18 protein-coding genes are annotated in these 16,953 nt (G+C 69.3%); 10 read left to right on the forward strand and 8 right to left on the reverse strand.

What is annotated here, in order from left to right:
- Positions 1-138: 138 nt before the first annotated feature.
- Complete coding sequence (locus tag ACZ2G1_RS18680; RefSeq protein WP_470377889.1) at positions 139-1,389, reverse strand: IS256 family transposase; 1,251 nt, start codon at positions 1,387-1,389, stop codon at positions 139-141.
- 133 nt (positions 1,390-1,522) lie between these two features.
- Between ACZ2G1_RS18680 and ACZ2G1_RS18685 the strand changes: the two genes are divergently transcribed.
- Positions 1,523-2,686, forward strand: a complete 1,164-nt coding sequence (locus ACZ2G1_RS18685) for an aminotransferase class V-fold PLP-dependent enzyme (protein ID WP_470377760.1) — start codon at positions 1,523-1,525, stop codon at positions 2,684-2,686.
- On the opposite strand, the gene egtC is transcribed toward ACZ2G1_RS18685, so the two are convergent.
- Genes egtC through ACZ2G1_RS18700 form a run of 3 tightly spaced genes read right to left on the reverse strand, consistent with a single transcriptional unit; the run spans position 2,638 to position 6,076 of the window.
- Positions 2,638-3,447, reverse strand: coding sequence for an ergothioneine biosynthesis protein EgtC (egtC, locus tag ACZ2G1_RS18690; protein WP_470377761.1), 810 nt, complete (start codon positions 3,445-3,447; stop codon positions 2,638-2,640). The genes ACZ2G1_RS18685 and egtC overlap by 49 nt on opposite strands.
- A gap of 2 nt (positions 3,448-3,449) precedes the next feature.
- Positions 3,450-4,799: an ergothioneine biosynthesis protein EgtB gene (gene egtB, locus ACZ2G1_RS18695; protein WP_470377762.1), complete on the reverse strand. Its 1,350-nt coding sequence runs from the start codon at positions 4,797-4,799 to the stop codon at positions 3,450-3,452.
- Positions 4,796-6,076, reverse strand: a complete 1,281-nt coding sequence (locus ACZ2G1_RS18700) for a glutamate-cysteine ligase family protein (RefSeq protein WP_470377763.1) — start codon at positions 6,074-6,076, stop codon at positions 4,796-4,798. The genes egtB and ACZ2G1_RS18700 overlap by 4 nt, the downstream gene beginning before the upstream one ends.
- A 450-nt stretch (positions 6,077-6,526) precedes the next feature.
- Between ACZ2G1_RS18700 and ACZ2G1_RS18705 the strand changes: the two genes are divergently transcribed.
- The 3 genes from ACZ2G1_RS18705 (at position 6,527) to ACZ2G1_RS18715 (ending at position 9,291) form a co-directional block, all read left to right on the forward strand.
- Positions 6,527-7,846, forward strand: a complete 1,320-nt coding sequence (locus ACZ2G1_RS18705) for an IS256 family transposase (RefSeq protein WP_229588804.1) — start codon at positions 6,527-6,529, stop codon at positions 7,844-7,846.
- Between the two features lie 289 nt (positions 7,847-8,135).
- On the forward strand, positions 8,136-9,074 hold the full coding sequence (locus ACZ2G1_RS18710; protein WP_470377764.1) for an ABC transporter substrate-binding protein: 939 nt from the start codon (positions 8,136-8,138) through the stop codon (positions 9,072-9,074).
- A 91-nt stretch (positions 9,075-9,165) separates the two neighbouring features.
- On the forward strand, positions 9,166-9,291 hold the full coding sequence (locus ACZ2G1_RS18715) for a hypothetical protein (protein WP_470377765.1): 126 nt from the start codon (positions 9,166-9,168) through the stop codon (positions 9,289-9,291).
- Positions 9,292-9,341: 50 nt separating this feature from the next.
- Here ACZ2G1_RS18715 and ACZ2G1_RS18720 read toward each other — a convergent pair whose 3' ends face one another.
- Positions 9,342-9,686, reverse strand: a complete 345-nt coding sequence (locus tag ACZ2G1_RS18720; RefSeq protein ID WP_470377766.1) for a hypothetical protein — start codon at positions 9,684-9,686, stop codon at positions 9,342-9,344.
- 282 nt (positions 9,687-9,968) lie between these two features.
- Here ACZ2G1_RS18720 and ACZ2G1_RS18725 point away from each other — a divergent pair, with 282 nt between their 5' ends.
- From ACZ2G1_RS18725 to ACZ2G1_RS18735, 3 genes are all read left to right on the forward strand, one after another.
- A complete protein-coding gene (locus ACZ2G1_RS18725; RefSeq protein WP_470377767.1) occupies positions 9,969-10,172 on the forward strand; it encodes a hypothetical protein in 204 nt (67 codons plus the stop codon).
- A gap of 10 nt (positions 10,173-10,182) precedes the next feature.
- Complete coding sequence (locus ACZ2G1_RS18730; protein WP_470377768.1) at positions 10,183-10,497, forward strand: hypothetical protein; 315 nt, start codon at positions 10,183-10,185, stop codon at positions 10,495-10,497.
- A 389-nt stretch (positions 10,498-10,886) separates the two neighbouring features.
- Complete coding sequence (locus ACZ2G1_RS18735) at positions 10,887-11,693, forward strand: alpha/beta fold hydrolase (protein WP_470377769.1); 807 nt, start codon at positions 10,887-10,889, stop codon at positions 11,691-11,693.
- A gap of 50 nt (positions 11,694-11,743) precedes the next feature.
- On the opposite strand, the gene ACZ2G1_RS18740 is transcribed toward ACZ2G1_RS18735, so the two are convergent.
- From ACZ2G1_RS18740 to ACZ2G1_RS18750, 3 genes are all read right to left on the reverse strand, one after another.
- Complete coding sequence (locus tag ACZ2G1_RS18740) at positions 11,744-12,421, reverse strand: haloacid dehalogenase type II (RefSeq protein ID WP_470377770.1); 678 nt, start codon at positions 12,419-12,421, stop codon at positions 11,744-11,746.
- Between the two features lie 131 nt (positions 12,422-12,552).
- Positions 12,553-13,356, reverse strand: coding sequence for an SDR family NAD(P)-dependent oxidoreductase (locus ACZ2G1_RS18745; protein ID WP_470377771.1), 804 nt, complete (start codon positions 13,354-13,356; stop codon positions 12,553-12,555).
- A gap of 84 nt (positions 13,357-13,440) precedes the next feature.
- Positions 13,441-14,259: an alpha/beta fold hydrolase gene (locus ACZ2G1_RS18750; RefSeq protein WP_470377772.1), complete on the reverse strand. Its 819-nt coding sequence runs from the start codon at positions 14,257-14,259 to the stop codon at positions 13,441-13,443.
- Positions 14,260-14,610: 351 nt separating this feature from the next.
- On the opposite strand from ACZ2G1_RS18750, the gene ACZ2G1_RS18755 reads away from it, so the two are divergent.
- The 3 genes from ACZ2G1_RS18755 (at position 14,611) to ACZ2G1_RS18765 (ending at position 16,913) form a co-directional block, all read left to right on the forward strand.
- A complete protein-coding gene (locus ACZ2G1_RS18755) occupies positions 14,611-14,769 on the forward strand; it encodes a zinc transporter permease (protein ID WP_470377773.1) in 159 nt (52 codons plus the stop codon).
- Positions 14,770-15,025: 256 nt separating this feature from the next.
- The gene (locus ACZ2G1_RS18760) at positions 15,026-15,358 is read left to right on the forward strand and encodes a carboxymuconolactone decarboxylase family protein (RefSeq protein WP_470377774.1); all 333 of its coding nucleotides are present in this window, start codon (positions 15,026-15,028) and stop codon (positions 15,356-15,358) included.
- A 154-nt stretch (positions 15,359-15,512) separates the two neighbouring features.
- Entirely contained in the window at positions 15,513-16,913 is a 1,401-nt protein-coding gene (locus tag ACZ2G1_RS18765) for a selenium-binding protein SBP56-related protein (RefSeq protein WP_470377891.1), read from the forward strand.
- Positions 16,914-16,953: the final 40 nt, after the last annotated feature.

Raw genomic sequence — 16,953 nt, forward strand, 5'->3', positions numbered from 1 at the left:
GCACCGGTACGACGAGACTGACCGACAACACCTCAAAACCGATTGACGCCAATAGGAGCATCCGTTCCTGCGACAGCTCCTCAAAGACCGGTAGGGGGGACTGTCCGATAAACGGTGTGTGGGGCCCGGCGGTTTTCATCAGTGAGCGGTTCTCTCGAACCGCCCGGCGAAGGTGATCGCGAACGCGTTCAGCGCCGGCTTCCACCTCATCACCCAGCGTGCTCTACCGCCGCCGGTCGGATCAAGAGACCTGGTGACGAGGTAGAGGCACTTCAGCGCAGCAGCCTCGTTCGGGAAGTGCCCGCGCGCCCGCACCGCCCGCCGGTAGCGGGCGTTGATCGACTCGATCGCGTTCGTCGTGCAGATCACCCGGCGGATCTCCACGTCATACTCCAGGAACGGCACGAACTCCGCCCAGGAGGACTCCCACAGCTGCACGATCGCCGGATACCGCTGGCCCCACTCGGCCCTGAACTCGGCGAACCGGTCCTTTGCCGCTTGTTCTGAAGGCGCGGTGTAGACCGGCTTGAGCGCCTTGACGATGCCGTCGCGGTGCTGGCGGCCGGCGTAGCGGAAGCTGTTGCGGATCAGGTGCACGATGCACTGCTGGACGACGGCCTGCTCCCAGGTGGTGTTGATCGCCTCCGGCAGGCCCTTGAGCCCGTCGCAGACGGCGATGAGCACGTCCTCGACGCCCCGGTTCTTCAGCTCGGAGAAGACCTGCAGCCAGAACCGGGCGCCTTCGGCGCCGTCGCCGGCCCAGATCCCGAGGATGTCGCGTTCTCCGTGCACGGTCACGCCCATGACGACGTAGAACGGCGTGTTGCGCACCTGCCCGTCGCGGACCTTCACCACGATCGCATCGACGAAGAGCACCGGATAGAGCGGGTCCAGCGGGCGGGAGGACCACTCGGCCAGCTCACCGGCGACCTTCTCGGTGATCTTCGAGATGGTGTCTTTGGAGACCTTGGCCCCATAGACCTCCTCAAAGTGTGCCGCGATCTCCCCGGTGGTCAGGCCGCGGGCAGAGAGGGAGAGCACGATCTGATCAATCCCGTCCAGACGCCGCTTGCGCTTGGGCACGATCACCGGCTCGAAGGACCCATCCCGATCCCGTGGCACCTCAATCTGCACCGGGCCGATTTCGGTCAGCACGGTCTTCGGCCTCGTGCCGTTGCGCATGTTGGCCGCGATCGGCGTCTGCCCGTGGTCGTGACCGAGGTGTTCGGTCAGTTCGGCTTCCAGGGCGGTTTCCAGCACGTTCTTCGTCAGCTGGTTCAGCAGCCCGCCCGGGCCGACCAGGCTCACGCCCTGCTCCTTCGCCTGGGCAAGCAGCCGCTCGGCGAGGTCCTTCTGATCGATGATCTCTCCCGTCACGGGATCGATCATCATGCCTGTCATCTCGGTCGTGGACTCTGACACGGCCGTCTCCTTTCGGATCAGGCCGGACCCTCACACACCGTTGTTCTTACAGTCCCCGGTAGGGCTCTGGGCGGCCGGAGTGCTTTGGCAGGATGAGGCCATGAGCATCGATGTCGAGGCCGCGCGCGAGGACACCTGGGGGACGGGGCACGTCACCCACCTCAACAACGCAGGTAGCTCCCTGGCACCGCGCCCGGTGATGGACACCGTGGTCGGACACCTGCGCCGTGAGGAAGAGATCGGCGGGTATGAAGCCGCCGCGGAGGCCGAAGAACGGTTCGAGAGCGTGTATTTGTCCCTGGCTCGATTGATCGGCGCGACCCCGGGCGAAGTCGCCGTGCTGGAGAGCGGGTCCACCGCGTGGGCCGCCGTGGTGTCCCGCCTCCCATTGACCGGTCGGCGCGTCCTGCTGGGCCGCACGGAGTACTGGCACAACGTGCTGGTCCTGCGGCAGCTGGCCCGCCGCGACGGCCTTGAGCTCGTGGTGCTCGACGACGACGCGCACGGGCAGATGGATGTGGAGCACCTGCAGCGCGAGCTGGACCGGGGCGGGGCCGCGATGGTGGCACTCACCCACGTGCCCATGGGCGGGGCGCAGATCCAGCCGGCGGCTGAGGTGGGCCGGGCCTGCCGGGTTGCTGGAGTGCCATTCGTGCTGGATGCCTGCCAGTCGGTGGGGCAGCTGCCATTGGACGTGGGAACGCTTGGATGTGACGTCCTGGTCGGCACCGGGAGGAAGTTCCTGCGCGGGCCCCGGGGCACCGCCTTCGTGCACGTCCGCCGCGAGCTGCTGGACCGGCTCGAACCCGCCCTGCACGACCGGCACCGCTCGACCGGTGGCACAGACAAGATCGAGGCTCGGGCGCTGGAAAGCTGGGAGACCAATGTGGCGGGCCGGTTGGGGTTGGGCCGGGCGCTGGACTACGCCCTCGACCTGGGGCTGGAGCCGATCCGTGAACGGGTCGCCGCCCTGGCGGAAAGCCTGCGGGCCCGGCTCGCGGCGGTGCCCGCGGTGCGGGTGCACGACCGGGGGCTCCTCCGCTGCGGGATCGTGACGTTCTCCGTCGACGGGAAAATGGCCGAGCAGGTGAAGGCGCAGCTGAGCAGGCAGAAGATCAATGTCTCCACCGCCGCGCTGCCGCCGTCAGCTGCTCCCGTGGTCCTGGACCCGGCCCCCGAGCAGCAGACCGTGGCGGTGCGGGCATCGGTGCACTACTACAACACCGAGGACGACTTTGACCGGCTGATCGCCGCGCTGTCCTGAGCAGGGGCGGGTTCTGCCCGTCCGGGGGCGATGGGGCGCACGTCCAGGTGGTGGGCGGTGGCGGTGAGCACGGACCCGTCCGGGACCTGGTGCCATCCCGGTCCGTCGTCGGAGGGTTCGCTGGCCACCACGGTCCCGGTACCGTTCCGGCGCCAGCACAGGGTGTCCCCGGCGGCCGTGGCGGCGATCGTGGTGCCGTCGGTGAGCAGGAAGTTGAACCGGCCGGTGGTGGCGGCCGAGACGTCGGCGACCACCGTGGCCAGTGCCTCCGGCGCGGCAGCCCCGGAGGCGAGCCGGTCCTGGACCAGGGCCCACAGCACGGCGGAGTCGACGCGCGCCTCCAGGCTCAGCAGGCGGGCCGGGGGCAGCTGCGCGGCCAGTGCGGCCACGGAGGTCGGCCAGCCGTCCACCCGTCCGTTGTGGCTGAACAGCCAGGTGTTGTCCGTGTACGGGGCGGCCGCGGCCTCATCGGGGGTGGTGCCCGGCGTGGCCGAGCGCACGGCGGCCAGCACCGCGGTGCTGGTGGTCACCCGGGCCACGTCGGCGAAGGAGGAATCCGCCCACATCGGCACCGCCCTCCGGTACCGAGCCGGCACCGGGTCCCCGGGGGCGTACCACCCGGCGCCGAAGCCGTCGGCATTCATGGTGCCGTTGCGCTGGTGCCGTGGCGCCCAGGACTGGGTGAGCAGCCCGTGCTCCGGGGCCAGCAGGAGATCTGCTAAAGAGGTCGGCGGGCCGAGGAAGGCCAGATGGCGGCACATCCTCAGCCCTGCTCTCCGGCGTCGCGGGCGGTCCGGAAGCCGGTGAAGATCTGCCGCCGGATGGGGTAGTCCCAGTTGCGAAACGTCGCACGGCAGGCGGCCGCGTCGGTGGCCCAGGACCCGCCGCGCAAGATCTTCTGCTCGGATCCGAAGAACACCTCGCTGTACTCCCGGTAGGGGAAGGGACGGAACCCGGGATAGGGGAGGAAGTCGCTGGAGGTCCACTCCCACACGTCCCCGATGAGCTGGTGCACGCCCAGCGGGGAGGCGCCGTCGGGGTAGGAGCCCACCGGTGCTGGGCGCAGGCCCGCCCCGCCGAGGTTGGCGTGGCGGGCCGTCGGATCCTCGTCACCCCAGGGGAAGCGCCGGGACCGGCTGCTGCCCGGGTCCCAGCGGGCGGCCTTCTCCCACTCGGCCTCGGTGGGCAGCCGGCGTCCGGCCCACCGGGCGTAGGCCTCGGCCTCCCAGTAGGAGACGTGCTGGACCGGTTCGTTGTCGGGCACGGGTTCTTCGACGCCGAAGCGCCGCCGCCACCACTGTCCGCCCTCGCACCACCACGACCCGGGGGCGCTGAGCCCGGTGCGCTGCCGGTGCGCCCAGCCCACGGGGCTCCACCATTCCTCCTGGTCGTAGCCGCCGTCGGCCATGAACCGGGCGAAGTCGGCGTTGCTGACCGGTACGGTGTCGATCCAGTAGCCCGGCACGTGCACCTCGTGAGCGGGGCGTTCGTTGTCCAGGGCCCACGGCTCTACCGAGGAGCCCATGGTGAAGGGCCCTGCGGGCACATGCACCTCCCGCGGCAGGTCTGCTCCCCGGGTGGCGAGCACGGCCGGATCCAGCGGATCCGCCTGCAGCACCGGTTCCCCGGCGCGCAGTTGGTGGGTGGCGAGCATGGTTTCCGCGTGCTGCTGCTCGTGCTGGATGATCATCCCGAAGGCGAAGCCGGACTCGAGCAGGGGCGAGCCTTCCATCGGCACGCGGTCCAGGATGTCGAGGGCCTTGGCGCGGACCTCGCCGATGTAGGCGCGTGAGTCGGCCGGGTCGAGCAGCGGCAGCGAGGGGCGGGAGCTGCGGGAATGTTCAAAGGCGTCGTAGAGGGAGTCGATCTCCGGGCGCAGGGCTTCCATGCCTCCGACGTCGCGGACCAGCCACAGCTCCTCCTGGCTGCCCACGTGGGCCAGGTCCCACACCAGCGGCGACATCAGCGGGGAGTGCTGGGCGAGCAGCTCCGCCTCATCGCAGGCGGTGAGCGCGTGCACCCGGCGGCGGGACCGTTCCAGGCCGCAGGCGATCCGCTCCTTGAGCGCGGCGGCGGCCTCGGGGCCGTGCGGGGGGAAACCGGGGTGGTTCATGCGGCGTTTTCCTTATCGTCGGTGCTGTCCCAGAAGTTTCCGGTGCGGTGCCAGTGCTCCAGCCGCTCATCGGCCGGGCACCGCCCACGGGCCGTATGGCGCTCGAGGAAGTGCTCCACCAGAGATCGGGTGCGGGCGTCGACGCCCAATCGGCCCAGTGCCCCCACAGCGGCCTCCGCGCACAGAAGCCCAGCACGTGCCAGCGCCGGCTCGGCCATGGCGTCCCGGGCAGCGGCGCGCATCGGATCTATCAAGGCGCCCACCGGGCCGCAGGCCTCGGCCGCTGCATCCGCGGCCTGCTCATCGTCCACCACCGCGGTGGTGATCGCCGCCACTGCTTCCCAATCAGCACCAGCCTGAGCGTCGATCACCCGGATCTCCAGGAAACCGCGCGGACGCACGAACGGGAACAAGGTGCTGAGGTGATAGTCCAGATCAGCGCGGGTCACCGGCCGTGGGCCTTGCCCGCGCAACCACCCCCGCATCGTCAGGCCGCGGGGTGGGTCCCAGGACCCGTCCTGGGACGGAATGCACAGCACCGAGGCGTCCAGCGCGTAGTCCGCCCAGGCCTGCGCCGGATCGTCCGAGGGCGGCACCGGGGCGGTCCGGGACGGGTCGGTGGCCAGCCACACCGACTGCCGGGTGCTGGCCCAGCCACTGGGAGTGCCGTTGCGGAAAGGCGAGTTGGCGAACAGTGCCACCAGCACCGGAGCCAGCCGGTGCAGGCGCTGCCACCGCTGCACCGCGCTGCCCGTGCCGGTGCCCGGCAAGCCGGCGTCCAGACACACCTGCAAGGAGGCAGTGGAGCACATCATCGTGCGCCCGGCCACCCCGTCACGGTCGAAGTGGCGTTCCATGGTCGCGTACCGCGGATGCTCCAGCGTGCGCGCCGGGGCGCGCACCGGGTCCATCCCCAGCGGCCCGAACCGCAGTCCGGCAACGGCGAACCGCCCGTCAATCGCCGCCAGATCGGCCCGCACCGCGCCGATCACGGAGGGAAGGTCCGGTGCGCAGGCTGAGCTCAGCTCCAGCTGACCGCCCGGTTCCAGAGTGATCGCCCCGGCACCCGGCAGATGGCCCTCAAGGTCTGCGGCCACCGCCCTGACCTCGGGCACCGGCACTGCGCGGGCGCAGTTACGGGCGTCGTGGATGGTGCGCTCCAGTTCCAGCCCCACGGCCCCGACGGGTCCGGTCCGGAAACAGCCGGCAGTCACATGCTCCTCGGCCTCCGCCTCGGAGAGCACCTCGAGATCGTGTTCCAAACCTGGATGGATCATGACCACACCTCGCCCTTTCAATGGACACCCTCGGGGACTGACAACGACCTCCAGTACAGGCCTCAGGGGTCACCGGCAACGGGCGCACTGCTCGTGGCCTCAGCCGTCCAGAACGCGCGAAGCACCGTGCATAACGCCTCGCTGCTCACGGCATGACAGCCAGCATTCCGGGGACAACCGAAATACTCAACCCGTACCGCCACGATCGCCGCTGCTTCCAAAGGCGTCACGTCAGGCCGAGGACCGGCCAGAGCAGAAAAGACACGCAACCTGCCACACACGCCGAAGGCTCCACCAGCGCCTGTCCGCCTCATCCGTGCTGGCCGTTGACCGTGAAGACCGGGCCAGAGCTCGCCGCGTCGCATAAGCTGACCATCACGCCACATCAGGGGACTATCGCAGTAACGGTGTAAGAGGCCCAATCACCCCGTTCGGGGTTGGAGGGTCGACATGAGCGAGAACATCGAGACACTGGTGGACGTGAGCCCACCGACACCCGGTGACGAGCCGGAAGAGAACGCGCAGCTGAGCGCGGTCGAACAAGACACCGTCCGGGAGCTGGTCCGTGCCGCCCGCGCCAGCGGGGCGGCGTTGACCGGTCCCGGCGGGCTGTTGAAGCAGCTGACCAAGATGGTCGTCGAGGCCGCCCTGGACGAGGAGATGAACGAACACCTCGGCTACCAGCCCGGCGAACCCGAGGGGCGTAACCGGGGCAACTCGCGCAACGGGAGGCGGGTCAAGACGGTGATCACCGACAACGCCGGCCCCGTCGAGATCGAGGTCCCACGGGACCGGGAAGCCAGCTTCGAGCCGGTGATCGTGCGTAAGCGTCAGCGGCGCCTGACGGACCTGGACCAGGTCGTGCTCTCGCTGTCGGCCAAGGGGCTGACCACCGGGGAGATCAGCGCGCACCTGGGCGAGGTCTACGGCGCGGAGGTCTCCAAGGACACCGTCACCCGCATCACCGACCGCGTCGTGGACGAGATGCAGGCCTGGTGGGCCCGGCCCCTGGAGCAGGTCTACGCGGCGGTCTTCATCGACGCGATCATGGTCAAAGTCAGGGACGGGCAGGTCCGCAACCGACCCGTGTACGCCGCGATCGGGGTGGACCTGGCCGGGCACAAGGACATCCTGGGCATGCGGGCCGGGGACGGCGACGGGGAGTCGGCGAAATTCTGGTACGCGGTCCTCAACGACCTGAAGTCCCGCGGGGTCAGGGACGTGTTCTTCGTGGTGTGCGACGGGCTCAAGGGCTTGCCCGACAGCGTGAACGCGGTGTTCCCGCTGGCCACGGTGCAGACCTGCATCATCCACCTGATCCGCGGGACGTTCCGGTACGCCTCGAGGAAGTACTGGGACGAGCTCGCCAAGGACCTGAAGCCTGTCTACACGGCCCCGACCGCCGCTGCCGCGGAGGCCGCCCTGGAGGAGGTGGAGGACAAGTGGGGCGCCCAGTACCCGGCGATCAGCCGGCTGTGGCGGGCGGCGTGGAGCGAGTTCGTGCCGTTCTTGGACTACGACGTGGAGATCCGCCGGGTGATCTGCTCGACGAATGCCATCGAGTCCCTCAACGCCCGGTTCCGCAGGGCGGTGCGGGCACGTGGCCACTTCCCGAATGAGCAGTCCGCGATGAAGACGCTGTACCTGGTCGTGCGATCCCTGGACCCGAAGGGCACCGGGCAGACACGATGGGTCACACGGTGGAAGCCGGCGCTGAACGCCTTCGCCATCACCTTCGCCGACCGGATGCCGGCGGCGGAGAACCACTAACCATGGAAACGCCTCTTACACCGTTAGAGCGACAGTCCCCACATCAGAGCCGGACACTCTCGGTGGAGGAACCTGACATCGGGAGACCTCAGCGAAAGCACAGCAGGTCACCGGCGGCAACACCATGCGCTGGTGCGAACACGGGAGAGGGAAGCCCATACCTTGCTGCACGGAATCCCGGCCTCACCGACGCCATCGGGCCACGGCATGCCTTTCATCACGGGTTCAGCTCAGCCCGGCAGATGCCCCGGTGGGTACCTGCAAGACACCAACTGATAGGAAAACCACGATGACCCTTGGTGCTGCAACCCGCCCAGCTGTCCCCGTATCGACCCTGGGCGCAGCCCTGCTTTTCGGGTTGACCGCCTGCGGGGGTGGCGGGGACCCCCTCGCCGGGGACGGCGGGTCCGCGGAGTCGGCGGTGGAGACCGTGACCGTGGGCTCGGCCGACTTCCCGGAGAACGAAATCCTGGCCCAGCTCTTCGCCGGAGCACTGGAGTCGGCCGGGATCCGGACCGAAACCAACCTTTCCATCGGCTCCCGCGAGGCCTACGTCGGGGCCGTCCAAGACGGCTCTATCGACGTCATTCCGGACTACTCCGGCAACCTCCTGCTCTTCGCTGACCCCCAGGCCACCGCCAGCTCCGCCGAGGAGATCATGGCCGCCCTGCCCGAGGCACTGCCCGAGGACCTCATCGTCCTGGAACCGGCGCAGGCGCAGAACAAGGACACCCTGGTCGTCACCCCCGAAACCGCCCAGCAGTACGAGCTGGAGAGCATCGCCGACCTGACCGACGTCTGCGACCAGCTGGTGCTGGCCGCCACCCCGGAATTCGCCGAACGGGCCTACGGGCTGAAGGGACTGGAAGAGAACTACGGGTGTGTGCCGGCTTCCTTCGAGCCGATCAATGACGGCGGCGGACCCCTGACCCTCCAAGCCCTGCTCGACGGGGACGTGGACGTCGCTGACATCTTCAGCACCACGCCCTCGATCGCCGAGAACGACCTCGTGGTCCTGGAGGACCCGGAGAACAACTTCATCGCCCAACAGGTTGTGCCCCTCACAGCACAGGACCGGCTGCCCCAGGAGGCTGTGGACGCCCTGAACGATCTCTCCGGCAAGCTCACCACGGAAGATTTAATCGGGCTCAACCAGCAGGTCAGCGGAGAGAACCCGATCAGCACCGCCGACGCCGCACAGCAGTGGCTGTCCGCCAACGGCTACTGAGCCCAGCAACAGCACACCATTCCAGCTTCACCGGACGGGGGCCCCAGCACGGGGGGAGCTGGCGTGGGCACTGGACTGGATCGAGCAGATCTTGCAACGGCGCCGCGAGCACGAACGCGAACCGGCCAAGGCCCCGTTCGTCGCGCGCACCCAGGCCGTCGTGGTGGGCGTGCTCGCGGCGGCCGGGGCCGGAATGCTCGCCCTGTCCCTGATCTGAGCGCCCGCGCCCGGCGCGACCGATGGGTTCCGGTACCGGTGACCTGGTGGTCAGGGGCGGACTCCGGCCTTGCCCCAGGAGCAGGGGCCCAGTAGTTGGTCGGTCGGACCGAGGTCCTCGAGCTCCTCGGGTGAGAGCAGGGTGGCGGGATTGTGACCGTCGCTCTCGCAGCGCACCGGCAGCACCATGGTGGTCTCAGCCAAGGCGTAGGGGACGCCGAGGATCACCTCGCCCGCCCGCAGCCGCAGCCCGGGACGGTCAGTGTGCATCCGGTAGCGCGACAACCGGGTAGCCGCCCGGGCGGTGACCGGTTCGGCGGATGCCGGGCCGCGGGTGTGGTGGCTCGCGCCGTGATCGTTCGGGGTGGGGGCGGGGACCAGGGGGGAAGCGGTCATGGCGAGGACCTCCGGGATGTGAAAGCACCGGGTGGACGCCGGTGCCAGAGAGGGGGTTCGACGTCGTTGTCCACCTCCAGGATACGGACGCCGCTTCGCCCGCCGATAGCGCCGGCCACCGTGAGGTGCGCCACCGGCAGGTGTTCAGCCGCCCGGGACCACGGGGACACCCAGGGGGTGGTCCCCGCGGTGTCCACCGCCCATCCACCGGATGCTTACCAGGCGGTCATGGCCGTAGTGCAAGGTGGGAGCACAACGCGATCTGGAAAGGGGTGGGTCATCGTGGCCGACACCGTATTGTTCATCGACGATCTCACCGCCGTGCACGTCGGGCACCGGCTGGAGGCCTGGTCCAGCGGGGTCCTGCTGCACGCCGGGATCGTGGAGGAGACGCTGCCCGAGCTCGGCGTGGTGTGGATCCGTGAGATCGGCACCGGTCAGCGCAAGATGCTCGACGTGATCGACTACGACCTGCGGCTGCGCTGACCCTGGGCCCGTGGAGGCGTGGTTGGTGTTCGGCGCCGGACTCGGCACGGGCCTGCTCGGCGGGTTCTACCTGGCGTTCTCCCTGGTGGTCATGCCGGCCCTGGGGCGCCGGCCCGCCGGTGAGGCCGCCGCGACGATGATGGACACCCAGTGGGGCGCCTGGACCCCCAAAGACCGGAAACCAGCAGACGGGGACACCCCCACTGTAGAGTCGATGCCTCCGGAGCACGTGGCGCAGCTGATCACCTGGATCGCTGTCTCGCCACGGGATCTGGTGCTCAACGAAGTCACCGTCACCCCGCTACTGGAGGCCGGCTGGCCCTGAGCTGATCCCGACCATGGCCGTGAACGACCACAGCCCCGGGTGGGCGGAGATGCTGTGAGCGCCCAGCGGTCAACCTCAGCACCCGTAGACCGCCCCGACCGGAGCCGTCACCCGCAACGCCCACCAAAGGACCCCGCTGATACAGTCGCTGTGACTGAGTGGCCGATTTGTGAGCCATATGTCAACCCATACTCCCCGTATCTCATGCGGGACCATTTTCGGATGCTCACGTAATACCGGTGTAGTCGCGTATTCATGAGTGACTAGGTTCAGGCTCAACATGTACCTGCAGCATCGGCGTGAAGGGCCCCGCGTCCACGGTTGGGGCCGGTGCTACCCCCGGTAGGGTGGGCCGCACGGTGAGATCCCTGGAATGAGAGGACGCGGTCGTGGAAGCCCTGCAGCGCAGCATCGGCGGTCATATGGTCCGCTGGCTCGAGCACGGCACCGGGGCTCCGGTGGTCCTGGTGCACGGCATCCCGACCTCACCGCGGCTGTGGCGCCACGTCATGCCGCTGGTGGCGGGCCGGTCCCTGGCCTGGGAGATGCCCGGCTACGGCAGGAGCATTTCCGAGGGCCGGGGCCGGGATCTTGGTCTCGCCGCCCAGGCCGGCTACCTGCTGGAGTGGCTGGAAGCCCTGGAGCTGGAGCAGCAGCCGGTCCTGGTCGGCCACGACCTCGGCGGTGGGGTGGCCCAGATCGCTGCCACGCGTGCCCCCGGCCGGTTCGCCGGGCTCGTGCTGACCAACGCGGTGGCCTACGGCTCCTGGCCCATCCCCAGTGTGAAGGCCATGCAGCGCGTCGCCCCGGTGCTGGCGCACACCCCCGAGGCCTTGCTGTACCCGACCTTCGCCCAGCTGATCCACCGCGGCCACGACGACCACCGGATGGCCCTGGAGTCCCTGGGCGAGCACTGGGCGCCCTACGTCACCCACGGTGCCGCGGCGGCGATGATGGCCCAGGTCCGCGCCCTGGACGTGCAGGACACCTTGGACATCGCCGGGCAGCTGCCCGGCCTGGACCTGCCCGCGCGCGTGGTGTGGGGTGTGGCCGACCGGTTCCAGAAGCTGCCCTACGGTGAACGGCTGGCCGAGGACCTCCAGGCCGAGCTGATACGCATCGAGGGCGGGAAGCACTTCACCCCCGAGGACCATCCCCGACAGGTCGCCGAGGCCGTCAACGCCCTGCTCGACTGATCAGGACCGACTGAGCAGGACCGACTACCCCGTTGCGCTGGTTTTCCGGGTCAGTTGCCCTCGGCGGTGAGCTGGTCCGCCAGCGAGGGCAGGTCCGCGGCCTCCAGGTCGGGACGGGCGAAGTAGGCCGGGTACTGGGCTCCGGTGCGGTTGATCCAGGCGGTGCGCAGCCCGGCCTCGTGGGCGCCGTGGATGTCCCAGGGGTGCACCGCGATCAGCAGCATGTCCTGCGGGTCCGTGCCGCGGTGGGTGGCGGCGTAGTCGTAGGCGGACCGGGCAGGCTTCCACGCCGGGGCGTCCTCGACGCTGAGCAGCTCGGAGAAGTGCTCCCGGACCCCGGCACTGCTCAGCAGCGCCTCGGCGACCTGGGTGGCCCCGTTGGTGAGGGTGATCAGCTCGGCGACCTGGTGCAGGGCCTTGATCCCGGGCACCACGTCGGGGTGCACGTTCAGGCTTTTGAAGGTGCCCATGATCCGTTCGACGGACTCCTCCGGCGCGGTGATCCCGTGCTCGCTCAGCAGCCGGTGCAGGCTGTCCTGGGCGATCTCGGCGAAACCGATGTTCCCACCGGTGGCCGTCACGGCGAAGCCGTCGCGCAGGATGCCGGCGAACCACGTGCGCGACAGGCCCGCCGCCACTCCTTCCTTCTCGAATGCCTCACCCAGCGGAGTCAGATCGGAAAGGGTCTCGTTGACGTCGAACACGATCAGGTCCGGACTGTTCACCATGGTTGCGCCTCGTTCCTCGTTGTGGTGTTCCTTGTTGCGGCGGCACACCGCCCCGGCCGGGGCCGGTGTGCCGCCGAGCCTGCGGAGTGACCGAGACCGGTGACACCGTAGCCCCGTGTTGTTCGAAGACCTCAGAGGCTGGAGTGGCCGGCCACGACCTTCTCCAGCTCGTCCTTGCCCTCGGCCAGCTTCCGGTCCAGGGCGGCGGGGTCCTGCCGGTTCAACTCCAGGGTCTGGGCCATGGACTCCCCGCGCACCACGGCGAGTTCACCCCCGATCATGCCCGCCACCGTCGCGGCGGCCACCTCTTCGGGGCTCTCGTAGTCGAAGCCGTGCTCGGCCTCAGCATCGGAGCTGTCCATCATCGGGGTGTCAGTGGCGCCGGGGAAGACGTTGAGCACGTGCACGCCTTCTCCGTAGAGCTCCCGGCGCAGGGCTTCTCCGAAGTGGGCGATCCCGGCCTTGGTCGCCCCGTAGGTCGCGTAGAACGCCATCCCGAGCAGGCCGAAACCGGAGGAGACGTTGACCACCAGCCCCGCACCCGAGGCCCGCAGGCCCGGCAGCGCGGCCCGGGTGAGCAGAATCGGGGCAGACAGGTTCAGTGCGATCTGTGCCAGCACCTCGGACTCCTCGATCGCCTCCAGCCGTCCGGCCCGGACGTTGCCGGCGTTGTTGATCAGCACGTCGATCCCGCCCAGCTGCTCCGTGGCTGCGGCCACGACCTGGGCGGGGGCGCCGTCGGCGGTCAGATCGGCAGGTATGACCACTGCCTTCCCGCCTTTTTCCCGCACCAGGGCGGCGACCTCCTCCAGTGGCTCGGAGCGCCGGCCCACCAGCGCCAGACGGGGCGAGTACTGGGCCAGTTCCAGGGCCAGGGCGCGGCCGATGCCGGTGCCGGCTCCGGTGAGCAGGATCGCGCGGTCGGTCAGGTCCATGAAGATTGCCTCCTATGAGATGTGGTGCAGGATAATGAACAATGCCCGGATGAGTGCCGCCGCACGCGGGCGGGCCGGAGCGGACTAGTCGGCGAGGTGGTCGACGATGGCTTCGGCGACCGCCGCGGGCGAGTCCTCGGTGGGGATGTGCTTGCCGGCCACCTCCACCAGGTCGGAGCCCGGGATCTGCTCGACGTAGCGGTAGGCGTTGCCGATCTTCTGGAAGTCGTCGTCGCGGCCCCACACCAGCCGGGTGGGCAGCGCCGCCTCCTGCAGGGCCGGCACCAGCTGCATCGTGTACCGCGGGTCCGCCGCGGCGGCCAGCGCCGTCCAGGACCGCACCCGGGCCGGGTCCTGCCAGGGTGTCAAGTAGTCGGCGAGCTCCTCCTCGGTCAGCTCCCGGGCCACGCTGCCGCGGGTGGAGGTGGTACGGGCGGTGAGCAGGTCCTCCACGGTGGTGGCCGCCCGCACCTGCGGGTCCCGGAAGCGCTCGACCGCCGGCACCGGCCAGGAGTCGAACATCACGGAGTTCATCAGCACCAGGCGCCGCACCCGTCCGCTGGTGGCGGCCACGTGCTGGGCGATCCCACCGCCGATGTCGTGACCTGCCAGGTCGAACTCCTCCAGCCCCAGGGCGTCGGCCGCGGCCAGCACCGTGCCGGCCAGAGCCGGGACGGTGGCGTCCTCCACGTCGAGCTCCCCACCGCTGGCGCCGAAGCCGGGCAGGTCCAGGGCCAGGCACCGGGCAGCCTCGCCCAGGGCCGGCAGCACCGGCTGCCACACCCGGCTCCAGAAGGTGCCGTGGAGCAGCAGCAGGGGCCGGGCCCGTGGGTCTCCGGCGGTCAGGACGGACAGCGGCGTCCCGTCCACCACGATCTGTTCGCGGGACAAGGGGTGGGCCATGTGATGCTCTCCTGTTCCAATCGGGGCCAGGACCCGACGATGTTGAACGGTGGACGGACCCTCACCGGAATATCCGTCAGCATGCTGTGCACTCTACGGGCACAGCACCTGAGGGAAAAAGTCGACCAGCACTGGCCACAGGCCAGGTTCTCGCCTGGCGAAACAGCTTCAGCTGCGGAAGGACGGGCTGCTACAAAAAGGGGAGAGACCCGTGGAATCCCCGGTGCGTGCACCAGGAGCGACGAACGCTCTTGCGCCGATGAACTGCCCGATGGCATTGCCAGGTCTCGATGTCGGTGCTTCCCTGGAGGTGCAGACCCGCTCCGGGTCCGCCCGACCAAGGGGATCATCATGGCTGGTCACGACGAGCGAGCCGAGCACACCAAGGCTGAACACACCCACGGGGACAACTGTGGGCACGACACCGTGCAGCACGGCGATCACGTGGACTACCTCCACGACGGCCACCGGCACTCCGAGCACGAGGAGCACTACGACGAGTGCCAGTAGCCCTTCCCAGGAAAGTGCCGATGCCGCATGGGAGGGAGTCATTGAAGTCGGCTCGGTTGAGAAGGTCGCAGCGGCACCTCAATTCACGGGCTGGAAGCCCTGTGACACCGTGACGTCGGAGGATTGTTTCTGAAGGCATCGGCCGTACGTGACCGGCCTCGTGGAAGCCTGGTGGCGGATCGCCGCGCCACCTCCCATCACCATTGATCTCACCCAGTACGGCGGCCCCAGCGCTTCCGATCGGAAAGGAACCAGCATGACGACCCACTACCACTCCCCGGATGACCTGCAGCAGCTGGCCGAGTTCAAGGAGCTGGCCCCGCAGGAGTTCCAGGCCTTCGCGAAGCTCGACGGCACGATCGGCCGCGAGGGCGGAGCGATCGACCAGCTGAACCGGGAACTCATCGCCGTGGGTGTGGCGATCTCCTCCCAGTGCCCGTACTGCATCCAGGTACACGTGACCCACGCCAAGAAAGCCGGGGCCACGAAGGCGCAGATCGCCGAGGCGGCCATGGTCGCCGCCGGTCTGGGCGCCGGAGCCGCGGTCACCCACGGGACCATGGCCTTCCGCATCTTCGACGAGGCCTGACCCACCGGTCCTTCCACACCCACCGGTCTTTCCGCACCCACCCGTCCTTCCGCACCTCCGAGGAGGCTCCATGAACCCCGACGAGCAGCACTCCCACCACAACCACGGCCAGCACGGCCACGACCACGGGTCCGACGCTGAAGCGGTCTCGGCGATGGATCCCACGTTCTACCGTTCCCCGGCGGCGGCGGTGGCGGCCCCGCGGGAGACACTGGCCTATGTGGTCGCCTTCGACCACACCGCCGACCGCCCCGACGCGCTCACGGTCGTCGACCTCGACCCGGACTCGGCCTCCTACGGCACCGTGGTCGGGTGGGAGGACATGCCCGGCACCGGGGACGAGCTGCACCACTTCGGCTGGAACGCCTGCAGCAGCGCCTTCATGCACGAAGGCCACGACATGGACGGCCTGTCCCGCCGGTACCTGCTGATGCCCGGACTGCGGTCCTCCAACGTGCACATCGCCGACACCCACCCGGATCCCCGCAACCCGCGGGTGGTCAAGACCATCACTGCCGAGGAGCTGGCCGAGAAAGCCGGGTACTCCCGCCCGCACACCCTGCACTGCGGCCCCGACGGGGTGTACCTCTCCTGCCTGGGGGCCGCGTCCGGCGACGGCGGACCCGGCGGCATCGCGGTGCTCGACCACAACACCTTCGACGTGATCGGCAAGTGGGAGACCGACCGCGGCCCCCAGCACCTGGCCTACGACGCCTGGTGGCACCTGATGCACAACACCCTGGTCACCAGCGAGTGGGGCACCCCGGCCATGGTGGAGAACGGCATCGTTCCCGAGCAGCTCCTCAACCAGGAGTACGGCCACGCCCTGCACTTCTGGGACCTCGCCCAGGGCAAGCACCTGCAGCGGGTGGAACTGGGGGCAGAGCACCAGATGGCCCTCGAGCTGCGCCCGGCCCACGACCCGGAGGCGACCTGGGGGCTGGTGGACTCGGTGATCTCCACCGAGGACCTCTCGGCCTCGATCTTCCACTGGCACCGCACCGAGTCCGGGGACTGGACCGCTCAGAAGGTCATCTCCATTCCGGCCGAACCGCTCGAGGCGGAGAAGCTGCCCGAGTTCCTGCGCCCCTTCGGCGCCGTGCCGCCGCTGGTCACCGACATCTCCCTGTCCGTGGACGACCGCTGGCTCTACGTCTCCTGCTGGGGCACCGGGGAGCTCAAGCAGTACGACGTCTCCGATCCGGCCCACCCGCGCGAGACCGGATCGGTGCGCCTGGGCGGGATCGGGGACCGTGCGGCCCACCCCTCCGCCCCGGACACCTGGCTCGGCGGCGGCCCCCAGATGGTGGAGACCAGCCGCGACGGCACCCGGATCTACGTCACCAACTCCCTCTACGGAGCCTGGGACGACCAGCTCTACCCGCACGGGATCGGGGCCTGGATGGCCAAGATCGACGCCGACACCGAAAACGGCGGACTGTCCATCGACAAGGACTTTTTCCTGGACCAGGACGACTTCCGCGGACTGCGCGTCCACCAGATCCGCCTCCAGGGCGGGGACGCCTCCTCCGACTCCTACTGCTACCGCACCTGACCCGCACGCTCGGCACCGGCACCGGCACCGGCGCCACGTC

The sequence above is a fragment of the Kocuria sp. KKT182 genome (genome assembly GCF_055635395.1).